The organism is Bacillus sp. DX3.1 (assembly GCF_030292155.1).
In the GTDB taxonomy this organism is placed as follows: Bacteria; Bacillota; Bacilli; order Bacillales; family Bacillaceae_G; genus Bacillus_A.
The window spans coordinates 4,405,128-4,417,007 of record NZ_CP128153.1 but is presented as its reverse complement, the minus strand read 5'-3'; the positions used below and the strand labels follow the sequence as shown (position 1 = coordinate 4,417,007).

Annotated in this window: 9 protein-coding genes; 4 read left to right on the top strand and 5 right to left on the bottom strand. The window is 38.5% G+C overall.

Translation table 11 applies throughout. From position 1 onward, the window contains the following. Positions 1–15: 15 nt before the first annotated feature. Entirely contained in the window at positions 16–1,809 is a 1,794-nt protein-coding gene (locus QRE67_RS22165; protein ID WP_286122343.1) for a spore germination protein, read from the bottom strand. 427 nt (positions 1,810–2,236) lie between these two features. On the opposite strand from QRE67_RS22165, the gene QRE67_RS22160 reads away from it, so the two are divergent. The 4 genes from QRE67_RS22160 to QRE67_RS22140 all read left to right on the top strand — a co-directional run bounded on the left by QRE67_RS22160 (position 2,237) and on the right by QRE67_RS22140 (position 5,382). Next, a complete protein-coding gene (locus tag QRE67_RS22160) occupies positions 2,237–3,355 on the top strand; it encodes a homoserine O-acetyltransferase family protein (protein WP_483298715.1) in 1,119 nt (372 codons plus the stop codon). 1,054 nt (positions 3,356–4,409) lie between these two features. Further along, on the top strand, positions 4,410–4,715 hold the full coding sequence (locus QRE67_RS22150) for a rhodanese-like domain-containing protein (RefSeq protein WP_286122341.1): 306 nt from the start codon (positions 4,410–4,412) through the stop codon (positions 4,713–4,715). Positions 4,716–4,809: 94 nt separating this feature from the next. Then, positions 4,810–5,034 carry a spore germination protein gene (locus tag QRE67_RS22145; RefSeq protein ID WP_286122340.1) on the top strand — a complete coding sequence of 75 codons (225 nt, stop codon included), beginning with the start codon at positions 4,810–4,812 and terminating at the stop codon, positions 5,032–5,034. An 18-nt stretch (positions 5,035–5,052) separates the two neighbouring features. Further along, positions 5,053–5,382, top strand: coding sequence for a hypothetical protein (locus QRE67_RS22140; protein ID WP_286122339.1), 330 nt, complete (start codon positions 5,053–5,055; stop codon positions 5,380–5,382). Between the two features lie 25 nt (positions 5,383–5,407). Here the strand turns inward: QRE67_RS22140 and narI are convergent, their stop codons facing one another. From narI to QRE67_RS22120, 4 genes are read right to left on the bottom strand one after another with little or no spacing between them, the layout of a single operon-like run. Continuing rightward, positions 5,408–6,097 (bottom strand): respiratory nitrate reductase subunit gamma, encoded by a 690-nt coding sequence (narI, locus tag QRE67_RS22135; RefSeq protein ID WP_286122338.1) that lies wholly within the window; start codon positions 6,095–6,097, stop codon positions 5,408–5,410. Positions 6,098–6,114: 17 nt separating this feature from the next. Beyond that, positions 6,115–6,645 carry a nitrate reductase molybdenum cofactor assembly chaperone gene (narJ, locus tag QRE67_RS22130; RefSeq protein WP_286122337.1) on the bottom strand — a complete coding sequence of 177 codons (531 nt, stop codon included), beginning with the start codon at positions 6,643–6,645 and terminating at the stop codon, positions 6,115–6,117. Positions 6,646–6,664: 19 nt separating this feature from the next. Then, positions 6,665–8,140: a nitrate reductase subunit beta gene (narH, locus tag QRE67_RS22125; protein ID WP_286122336.1), complete on the bottom strand. Its 1,476-nt coding sequence runs from the start codon at positions 8,138–8,140 to the stop codon at positions 6,665–6,667. Beyond that, the gene (locus QRE67_RS22120; RefSeq protein WP_286122335.1) at positions 8,130–11,807 is read right to left on the bottom strand and encodes a nitrate reductase subunit alpha; all 3,678 of its coding nucleotides are present in this window, start codon (positions 11,805–11,807) and stop codon (positions 8,130–8,132) included. Before QRE67_RS22120 ends, narH begins: the two co-directional genes overlap by 11 nt. Between the last annotated feature and the right edge of the window lie 73 nt (positions 11,808–11,880).

The following is an 11,880-nucleotide window of genomic DNA, read 5'->3' as shown; positions in this document are numbered from 1 at the left end:
TGTGCACCTCGTTTCTTATTCATCAAAATCAGATGTATGTTTTGTTGAAATCCCATTTGCTGATTTTTTTACGTGTTGCGGTCTTGCTTGGATATCTCTTGTATCAATCATAGATAATGGAAAACGAATCCAAGAGTCTTTCAGTGCTTGTTTCCTTGCTGGATAAAATAGAGCGTACGGTTTCCGTAAGGAAGAAAGCCTGAATAGATGTGTAAATAAAAAAATAAACCCAATTGAAATTCCTAATAGTCCACCTAATTCTGCGAATATAAGGAATGGAAAGCGTAGTAAACGGACTGCGTTCCCCATTTTATAAATGGGAGTAATAAAGGAAGCCAATGCAGATAAAGCAACGATGATTAATAGAATGTTACTAGTTAATCCTGCTTGTACGGAAGCTTGCCCAATGACGATACCGCCTACAATACCAAGTGTTTGTCCAACTTTCATCGGCAACCTTGCCCCAGCTTCGCGCAGTAAATCGATAGCCAGCTCTAGGAAGAGTGCTTCTATAAGAGGAGGAAAAGGGACTTGTGCCCGAGATAAAATTAACGTTTCTAGCAAATCGCTCGGAATTAATTCGTAATGATAACTTAAAACGGCAACGTATAATGGTGTTGCACAGATCGAGAACAAAACAGCAATAAGTCGTAAAAATCTTGAAAACGTAGCGTAAAGCCAAGATACGTTGTAATCCTCTGGTGAAACGAAAAAATCAAAGTATGAAACAGGAGCGAGTAAGACGCTTGGTGAACCATCGACAAAAATAGCAATTTTTCCATCGATTAATGCTGTCGTTACTCGGTCCGTACGTTCTGTATTAATAAATAATGGGAAAATTGATTTTTCCCCCAGTAATTCTTGAACATAGGAACTATCGTTAATTTGGTCGTATTCAATTGTACGAAGTGATTCTTCGAGAAATTCAACAGTGTCTTTTTCGGCAAGATTTTCTAGGTACATCATGACAATTTTTGTCTTAGAGAATTTCCCAATTACAACTTCCTTTGTTTGTAAGGCCAATACAGGGAGGCGCTTACGTACTAAGTTAATATTGGTATCAATATCCTCTACAAATCCCTCTTGTGGACCAATAACGGTAGATTCATTTAATGGAATAGATGGCGCCCGATAATTATCAATTGTGATATTCGCTAAGATACATTTTTGATCTTGTTCATGTAACTGTACGATAGCGTGACCTTTTAAAACCATATCTTCAATTTTTTGAAGATCATTTGTAATCGTAATTCCGCTCATTGGAATATGTTCTTTTAACTCTTCTAATGTTGAGCATGTACGCTCTAGTAAAGCAGGCATTAAATACTTTTGTAGTTTTTCTCCATCAAGTGATGGACGATAATAGGAAATCCAGTATGGCATTGTCTCATCATCTGATGTGTGATAGCTTACAAAATCACTAGATGTTTTTAATTTTTCCAGTAACTCTTGTAGAGAATGAGCAGTCTTGGGTTTTGGTTTACTAAAATCATAAATACTATTATGACTACTAGTATCTTGATGATTCGTTTGGTTTTGTTGCTGATCTTCCTCTTGTTTAGCTTGATCGTCAGTTTGAGTTTGCTGTTGCTCCTGATTTTGATTTGTGGTCTGAATTTGTTGTTGATCTTCTTCGGCTTGATTGTTAGTTTGAACCTGTTTATCCTGTTTGTCTTGGTTTGTAGATTGAACTTGCTCTTCTTCTTGCTTGATTGAATCGCTAGCTTGGTCTTGCTGTTGTTCTTGATTTGTTTCGGTAAAATCCGTATCTTCACTCTGTTTTCGTTTACGAAACCATTTCCATAGCATGTGTATTCCCTCTTTAATGATGTAAGATAATGTTAGTTTGTGGGAATTTTTATATATTATGCACCTATTTATCCCGCATTAACGGGCAGTAATACCCCCCACCTCAAAAATCGGCAGGAAGTAAAGAAGTTAGGTGGGGGATAAACTGCCCGTAAAAGCCCGATTGGTGGGGGCTAATAATCAGTGAGGGATGAAGAAAACCCCCACTGATTAAAGTTTCACTTTATGAAGAAGAGAGAATGATTGGTTTATCATCCAATCTGTTCTAAAAAGAAGGGGTTTCTTTCGAAATGTATAATAGTTTCGGTAGCAAGAAAATCAACTCCTCAGGATTGGACCAAGTTTACAATTGCGTATTTGTTGTTTCTTAACTTCTAGAAGCAGAAGGTTCCAGAAAAAATTTCAATGTAGGGGGATAATCTATGTTATATGTGAAAAAAAAACATTTCACTTAGAAAAGTTTACATTTGAAAATGGCATAACGCTACCTGTTCAAGTTGGATATGAAACATATGGTAAGTTAAATAAAGAAAAATCAAATGTGATTGTAGTCTGTCACTATTTTAGTGCAACAAGCCATGCTGCCGGAAAATATACAGAGGAAGACGAGCTCCCAGGTTGGTGGGATGGGCTCATAGGACCGGGAAAGGCAATTGATACAGATCAATATTTTGTGATTTGTACAGATAATCTTTGTAATGTACAAGTGAAAAATCCATATGTTATCACAACAGGACCAAAGTCAATGAATCCAACAACTGGATCCCCGTATGCGATGGACTTCCCTGTATTTACATTTTTAGATGTAGCACGTTTGCAATATGAATTAGTGCGGGAGATGGGAATTACAAGATTGCATGCGGTAATTGGGCCATCAGCCGGAGGTATGATCGCTCAGCAGTGGGCTGTTCATTATCCGCATATGGTGGAGCGGATGATTGGTGTTATTACAAATCCACAAAACCCAATTGTGACGTCTTTTAATGTATTGCAAAATGCGATTGAAGCAATTCAACTTGATCCAAAGTGGGATGGAGGAAACTATGGGGAAGAACAGCCGACGAAAGGATTACATTTGGCGGGGAAAATGATGTTTGTAAATGCGTTTGATGCTCATTATTATGAAACTACATTTCCGCGTAAGCGTGCGGAAGTAGCACCTTATGTGGATGTGTCTACGTTGACGTCATTTGAGCAAAATATAAATGAATTAACATTAAATAATATTGCTTTTGTTGATGCTAATTCATGGTTGTATACAGCGAAAGCAACATTATTACATGATATTTCACATGGTTTTTCTTCTTTAGAAGAAGCGCTTTCTCAAATGGAAGCAAGTGTGCTTATGATTCCATGCAAACAAGATTTGCTCCAGCCATCTCGCTATAATTATGAAATGGTAGAATTGTTGAAGAAAAAAGGAAAATGTGCAGAAGTCTATGAAATTGAAAGTATAAAAGGCCATATGGCTGGGGTATTAGATGTTCATTTATTTGAAAAGAAAGTGTATGAGTTTTTGAAGGGAAAGGTATCTAGTCGTGTGTAAAGAAGACGAAAGTATGATGGAAGATATGTACAGTAGGCTTTATCCGGTAAGAATCAAATTGGTTTAAGTAATCATCGATCGGGAAGGAAGCCTGACTGTATTATGTTATAGACTTTTGCGATTGGTCTATGTGTTATTTATACAAAAGTTTTTTACTTTCTTTGCTTACACTATTTTTCATTATATTATAAAATGCAAATTAAAAACCGACATAAAACCCTTCTTTTTAGGTGGGAGAGAGCATCCGGCCATGCATAGAAGCGGTCAGATCCTTTTCCTGCCCCATGCCAAGTGAAAACAAAGAGAGAAAACGAGTGCAGGTCACCTCTTGTTATCCATAGCCGCGGCTATATGTCGAAAAATCAAAATGGATTTATATAGATTGAAAAGTATAAAATAAACAGAGCTATAGAATATGTAAACGAAAGACGTATGTAGAAATTGATAATCCAAGGAAAGCCATACCTAGTAGTAGAAAAATGAATGGTATTTCTTGAGAGGACTTGGTCTTTTTTTTCTTGTTAAATGCACCGAGTGTGCTTAAAGAAAAAATCAAAAAGACGATACCTATAAAGAAAAGCAAAAGTGTCATATAAAGCCACTCCTTTCGTAAAACAAGTATATTGAGAATACAATGTAAGAGTCTATTTTGTAAATGGTATAAATTAACAATTGTGTTGAGAAATAATGGAGGAAAGAAAGCATCAATTCTTTGCGTTCGTGCTTTTGCGTGCTAAAATTGGTGATGAATCGATGCTGCTTTATGGGAAAATGACTTTTCTGATGATAAGATTTTAAGCAATTAAAAAAGAGGGAAAGAAGTTGCCCATAGAAGTAAGAATCCTCAGTAAGCCTGAAGGCAAATTTCATTGCGGGACGTTTCACTCTATCCCGCTATTTGCAGGCAGTAATACTCCACCTCAAAGTTCAGTAAAGAAGCTAGGTGTGGGATAAACTGCCCGCAAAATCACCGATGGGTGAAGGCTAATAATCAGTGGGGATGAAGGAAATCCCCACTGATTAAAGTTTTACTTTATAAAAGGAGGAATTTTAAATGTCTGATATAAAAACAGTTACAGGACAAGAAGTGCAAGAGCGTTTAGAAAAAGGGGAAACATTATTTTTAGTGGATGTACGTGAAGATGAGGAAGTAGCACAAGGGAAAATTCCAGAAGCTGTACATATTAAAATGAGTGATATCCCAAATAAAGTGGAATTCTTTGATAAAGAAAATGAATATATTTTCATTTGTCGATCAGGAATGCGCAGTGAGAATGTTTGCCACTATTTAAATGAGCTTGGGTACAAAACAGTTAATATGGTTGGCGGTATGCTGCAGTATGAAGGCGAAATTCAATAGTTCCTTTTTAAAACTTGAAACGTATCTGTTTCAAGTTTTTTTCTTTTGCATACAGTGTACAAAAGAGTCATTTTCTATAGAAGGGAGGAAGCTCATGAGTGCGTTTATTCGTAAAATCAAAATCATTAATAATCGGGGGACAGTAAACCTAGGTGATAGCTATAATATTGAACCATTTGCTGCAGTAAAATTGTATGCTGGCTCGGGAGGCTCGAGTTTTGCTACTTTCCTAAATGGAAAACGTATGCCAGCAGTTGTACCACCAGGTGCAGTATTTATCCCTCCGTTAGAGACGAGTGAACTAACACTAGGCGCATAATAGAAAGGTTGAATACCAATGCCTGCAAATATTAAAGAGTTTGTGATTGTGAATAATTATGGGAATTTATTTACAGGAGATAACTTGAGAGATACTTCATTTACTGCATCAAAAACATATAGCGGTTCAACAGGACCAACTTATATTGATGTTGTGACTGTAATTGGAACAGCGACGAACCTTTGCTTGAATCCAGGGGATACCGTAACTACTACCTATACAAAAGGACCTGCAACAGGAATAAGTACTAGTAATGCTTCAAATATCAATACTTCAAGTGCGAATATAACAGGCACCATGCAGTCTACTCCTAATACAGGTAGCCTTGATTCTGTACCAGATTTATAAAAAAATCCCCTGTAGAGGCAGGGGATTATTTCTTCATTTGCAGCGGCATACGTTTGCGGTAAATCACATAACTGCGGCTTAAATATTTAATTGGAGCACTAAAAACATGCACAAGTCTTGTAAATGGCCACACTGCAAAGAGTCCCATCGCTGCAATGATATGAATCTTAAACCAAAGAGGTACTTCCGTCATATATTCGGCCTTCGGCTGAAAAATAAAGAGACTGCGGAACCATGGTCCAATTGTTGTACGGTAATCAAACCCTTTTGAGTCAATATTTAAAAAGGTTGAAGAAAGTCCTGCCAGCATAACAATAAGCAATAAGATGAGAGCAACATAATCTCCTGTTGTACTTGTTGCGATAATGCGTTTTACTGTAAAGCGGCGATACGTTAAAATAACTAGCCCAATAACAGAAGCAACGCCTGCAGGAAGTCCAAAGCTAATTGCTACTATATGATACATATGTTCAGAAACACCTAGTGAATGGTATACGGATTCTGGAATTAAGATCCCCATAACATGTCCGCCGATTACGAATATAATCCCAAAGTGAAATAACAGACTTCCAACTCGAAGCAGTTTCTTCTCTAACAATTCACTAGATTTAGATGTCCAGCCAAATTGATCGTAGTTATATCTGAAGATGTGTCCACCAATGAAGATTGCGAAAATGATATAAGGGAACAGCACCCATAAAAATTGATCCATCATTTTTACGACACTCCTTTCTAGTTCGTTTGTAATTCCCACGCATTAATAGCGAGTAGGATGGAAGCTACAATTGGTTCATACATAGAATTTGCATCTTGTAACTGTTCATGTAGTGCTTGTATATTTTTAACGTACTGATTCATAATTGGTTTACTATCTTCTTCATGTGCATTCGCAAGAAATTCTAATAAAAGCGGTAAATAATCCGGCAGTTCTTTATCTGTTACAGCAAAGCCAGCATTTTTATAGTGCTGTTTTAACTCTAATAATTCAACGCCGCGTTCCCGTTGTTCACCTGTATTCATATAAGTGAGATACAGATTTGTCTTCTTTCCGAAGTCGAATGTGTATACGTAAGAGTCGATGAGTTGATTATTTGTTTTTTCTTGCACTTGTTTTATGAAAGTTGTAAGTGTCGTGCGAATTTCTTCATGTGTAATTGTATCGATATTTTCTTGTAGTTCTGATAAAGCCTCTCTCCACCCCGGTTCAGGATAGGAGAGAAGAAAGGAAGAACAAGAAAAAGCCGTTTGTAAACTCTGTTTCATATTTGTTACCTCCTGTCATTTAAGAAATCGTCATACAAGAACCAGGACCACCTTCGAAAGAAAGGCCGCAGCTTCCTTGTTCGCTGTACAGGTCTGCTACTTGCTCACGATGAGAAGTCGGGATGACAAAACGATCTTTATATTTTGCAATAGCAAGGAGACGATACATATCCTCTACATCTTCTTTTGTTAAGCCAATTTCTTTTAATACATCTTCATTTGGTTCTTTATTAATTTGAAGTGCTCTCATATGAGCACGCATCACGGCCATTTTTTTCAATGTAAGACGAATGTGAGATTCATCGCCTGCAGTGAGTAAGTTAGCTAAATATTCAATTGGAATGCGCATATTATCGATAGCAGGGAAAATCTCTTCTGCTTGCCAATTGCTTCCTTTGCCTTCTACCATGTTCATAATTGGACTTAACGGTGGAATATACCAAACCATCGGCATAGTGCGATATTCTGGGTGAAGAGGAAGTGCAATTTTCCAATCAATAATCATTTTATAAATTGGTGATTGCTGAGCTGCTTTGATCCATTCTTCTGGAATACCTTGTTTTATTGCTTCAGCGGCTACTTCTGGATCGTTTGGATCTAAGAAGACAGTAAGCTGAGATTCATATAAATCTTTTTCATCCTCTACAGAAGCAGCTTCTTTTACCTTGTCAGCGTCATATAACATGACTCCAATATAACGGATACGTCCTACGCATGTTTCAGAACAAATTGTTGGCATACCAGCTTCGATACGCGGGAAGCACATTGTACATTTTTCAGCTTTATTTGTTTGCCAGTTGAAATATACTTTTTTATATGGGCAAGAAGATACACAGAATCTCCAAGCGCGGCATGCGTTTTGATCGACAAGTACAATACCATCTTCTTCACGCTTATACATCGACCCAGATGGACAAGAAGACACGCAAGATGGATTCAGACAATGTTCGCAAATGCGAGGTAGATACATCATAAAGACATTTTCAAAGTCTGTTTTAATCTCTTCTTCCATTTTCTTGACGTTTGGATCTTGTAAACCTGTTATATGTCCACCTGCTAAATCATCTTCCCAGTTAGGACCCCATTCAATTTTGTCGATAAATTCACCAGTAATTGCCGATTTTGGGCGAGCTACAGGTTGATGCTTACGCTGTGGGCTATTTGTTAATGTTTCATAATCATAGTTCCAAGGTTCAAAATAATCATCGATAGTAGGTTGATCTGGGTTATGAAAAATGTTCGCAAGGCGTTTCATTTTTGAACCGGATTTTAGCTGGAGTTCACCTTTTTTTAATTCCCAGCCGCCTTTATATTTTTCTTGATCTTCCCACTGTTTTGGATAACCGATACCAGGTTTTGTTTCTACGTTGTTGAAATACATATATTCAGCACCTGGACGATTCGTCCAGGTGTTTTTGCATGTTACGCTACAAGTGTGGCAGCCGATGCATTTATCTAGGTTCATTACCATTCCGACTTGTGCTTTAATCTTCAAGCCAATCTACCTCCTTCAGTTTACGGATAACGACGTTTAAATCACGTTGGTTCCCGGTTGGGCCATAGTAGTTAAAGCCATAGCTTAATTGACCGTACCCACCAATCATATGTGTTGGTTTGACATGAATGCGCGTTGGACTATTATGTGTTCCTCCGCGATTACTTGTTAAGTTTGTACCAGGCACGTTAATATGGCGATCTTGTGCGTGATGCATAAAGGCCATTCCTCTTGGGATACGATGCGTTACGACAGCGCGTGCTACGACAACGCCGTTACGGTTAAAGCATTCGATCCAATCATTATCAGCAACGCCAGCTTCGGCGGCATCATCTTTGTTCATCCAAACAGTTGGACCACCACGGAACAGTGTTAACATCGGTAAGGAATCGAAGTACATACTATGAATCGACCACTTATTATGCGGTGTTAAATAGTTGAGTGTAATTTCTTTTCCTTCTACTTCAGGACGCGATTTACGGAATGGTTTATGCTGCAGTATTGGCTTGAATGTCGCCATTGTTTCACCAAACTCTTTCATCATGTCATGGTCTAAATAGAAAGATTGACGTCCAGTTATCGTTCTCCAAGGAATAAGACGCTCGACATTTGTTGTAAATGGTGAGTAACGGCGTCCGCCTTTTTCAGAACCTGAGAAAGCAGGAGAGGTAATAACTGTTTTTGGCTGTGCTGTAATTTGGTCGAATGTGAAGCATTCTTCTTCGCGTTCTTCCGCTAAATCACGCAGTTTTAAATCTGTTTGTTTTTCAAGAGCTTCCCATGCTTTAACGGCCATATGCCCGTTTGTTGTAGAAGAAAGTGTTAAGACTGCTTCCGCTGCATTGATTGCTTCTGTTAGATCAGGGCATCCTTTTGCAATTGAATCAGTGCGGTTTACACCTAATTTGCTCTTTAATTGCTCGTATTCTTTTTCGGCTGACCAGGACATACCTTTTATACCAATTGTTTTAAGATTTGGTCCAAGTGCAGTCATTTTGTCATAAATTGTTTTATAATCATACTCCACAACCTGAATTTTCGGCATTGTTTTACCTGGAATTGGTTCGCACTCGCCTTTACTCCAGTCTTTAATTCGGCCAAGCGGTTGCGCTAATTCTTGCGGCGTATCGTGAAGAAGTGGTGTTGCCACAACCTCTTTCATTGGTTCAAGATCAAGCTCCTCTGCTAAATCAGAGACTGCTTTTGAAAGTGAAGTGAAAATATCCCAGTCAGAACGTGCTTCCCAAGGTGAACCAATTGCTGGATTGAATGGATGTACGAACGGATGCATATCAGTACTACTTAAATCGTGTTTTTCATACCAAGTTGAGGCAGGAAGGACGATATCAGAATATAGTGCTGTTCCGGCCATACGGAAATCTAAGTTGATTAATAGATCAAGTTTTCCTTCAGGTGCTTCTTCACGCCAATTGATTTCTTCTGGTCGTAATGAATCACTATCATCATTCAGTAATCCATTTGTTGTACCTAATAAATGTTTTAAGAAATATTCATGTCCTTTACCAGAACTTGAAATTAAGTTTGCACGCCAAACAAATAAGTTGCGCGGGAAGTTATTTTTGTTATCTGGGTCTTCAATTGCAAATTTCAGTTCTTTTTCTTTTAGCTTTTGGGCAACGTAGTTCCCGATTTCTTCTTGGGTTGTCGCTCCAGCAGCAACTGCTTCTTTATATATTTCAATTCCACTTTTCTCGAATGTTGGATAAGAAGGTAACCAGCCAAGACGAGCGGCTAACACATTGTAATCACCGTGATGTTGGTAACGAGAGTTTCCGACAATTGGCGATGCCAAGTGTCCAACTGGTGTATCTTCATAGCGCCATTGATCCGTTACAAAGTAGAAGAAGGATGTACCATTTTGTAGTTTTGGTAAAACTCCCCAATCTTTTGCTGTTGCGACGGTTTGCCAACCTTCTGCTGGACGTAATTTTTCTTGTCCAACGTAATGCGCCCAACCACCGCCGTTTACACCTTGTGCACCAACAAGAAGAACAAGGTTGAGAACAGCGCGGTAAATCGTATCAGAGTTAAACCAATGGTTAATACCAGCACCGACAATAATCATCGAGCGTCCATTTGTATCAACTGCATTTTGAGCAAATTCACGGGCAATCTGAATAACAAGTTCTCTTTTTACTCCAGTCATTTTTTCTTGCCATGCTGGTGTAAATGGCACATCATCATTAAAGTCTTTCGGTTCTTGACCACCAAGTCCGCGGTTGACACCGTAGTTTGCTAAAGTTAAGTCGTATACAGTTGTAACGAAAATATCGCCTTCTGGTGTAGCGATTTTTTTCACTGGAATTGTACGCTCTAATACTTTGTTTCCGTCATCGGAGAAATATGGGATTTGTACAGTTCCCACCGCATCTTCCATACCAAGTAAAGAAAGACGTGGATCAATTTTTTCACCTGTTTGTTCATCTTCTAAGCGTAAATTCCATTTCTTTTCGTTATCCCAGCGCGATCCCATCGTACCATGCGGCAGTGCGAAATCATTTGAATTATCGTTCCAAAGAATTGGTTTCCATTCACCAAGTTTTGTTTCACGACCAATATCAGTAGCGTTTAAGAAACGATCTGCAACGAATTGATCTCCTTGTTGTTTTAATGTGACAAGGAATGGGAAATCGGTATATTGCTTCGCATAATTTGTGAAGTATTCCACTTGTTTGTCCACGTAAAACTCTTGTAAAATAACGTGACCCATTGCCATTGCAAGAGCACCATCTGTACCTTGTTTTACGCTCATCCAATCATCTGCAAATTTTGTTGATTCAGCAAAATCAGGACTTACGGAAACGACTTTCGTTCCTTTGTAGCGCACTTCTGCTAAGAAATGGGCATCTGGCGTTCTTGTCATTGGTACGTTTGAACCCCATGTCATAATGTAACCAGAGTTGTACCAATCACTACTTTCTGGAACATCGGTTTGATCGCCCCAAATTTGTGGTGAAGCTGGTGGTAAGTCAGCATACCAATCATAAAAGCTAAGCATTGGGCCGCCCATAAGATGCATAAATCGGCTACCAGCAGCATAGCTTAACATAGACATCGCTGGAATTGGTGAGAATCCGACATTTCGGTCTGGACCATATTTAGTTATCGTATAGAGCATAGAAGCGGAAACAAGTTGTAATACTTCTTTCCAATTTGCACGAACAAATCCACCTTTACCACGAGCTTGCTTGTATGCGCGTGCTTTTTCAGGATTTTCTACGATGCTTTTCCATGCATCTAGTGGAGATTTATGATTTTGAAGTTCCTCTTGCCACATATTCCAAAGGACGCCGCGTACATATGGGTATTTCACGCGAAGTGGACTATAAATGTACCAAGAAAAACTTGCTCCACGTGGACATCCTCGCGGTTCAAAATCAGGCATATCAGGGCCAGTAGATGGATAGTTAAGTTCTTGGCCTTCCCAGGTTACGATTCCATCTTTTACATAAATGTTCCAGCTACAAGAACCAGTACAGTTTACACCGTGTGTAGAACGGATTACTTTATCATGCTGCCAACGCTTTCTGTACACATTTTCCCATTCACGGTCTTCATATGTTTCTTGTGTATGATTGTCGTTATAGCGATCTATTGGAGAAAAATATTTTAAACGTTTCATTAGTGCCGAAGGTTTCTTTTTCATACTGTTCACTCCTTTATTACGTCTCTCTTGCTTACTTTCACTATAAAAGAGCGTGCAAAATAGGGATGTGATA